Annotated in this window: 1 protein-coding gene; it reads right to left on the bottom strand. The window is 67.3% G+C overall.

Annotated features, from left to right (window positions below; all coding sequences use genetic code 11):
* Positions 1–254 (bottom strand): hypothetical protein (locus AAEY72_RS15620; RefSeq protein WP_352311534.1); only part of this gene is annotated, 254 nt, incomplete at both ends.

Genomic DNA, 254 nt, shown 5'->3' with positions numbered 1-254 from the left:
ATTCCAGCGTGCGCGCCTCGCTCACCCGCGCCGCCTCGGCGCCGAGCAGCTTCACGCGCTCGGACTCATCCAGGGCCTGCAGAATACGCTCGGGCAGTTCGCCGCCCAGGATATGCTCACGGCTGACCTTGATGGTCGCGCCAATGCGCGAACGCCCGGCGCCATATTTGATCGGTTTGGCCGTCAACGCCGGGCCGTCGATGACTTCCAGCGCCCGCCCCTGGGGCCACCTGGGCATTTCCACAATCAAGGGC

The sequence above is a fragment of the Psychrobacter sp. W2-37-MNA-CIBAN-0211 genome (assembly GCF_040309405.1).
Lineage (GTDB): Bacteria > Pseudomonadota > Gammaproteobacteria > Pseudomonadales > Moraxellaceae > Psychrobacter > Psychrobacter glaciei.
The sequence above is the reverse complement of the archived record's forward strand: the minus strand, read 5'-3'. Positions and strand labels throughout refer to the sequence as shown.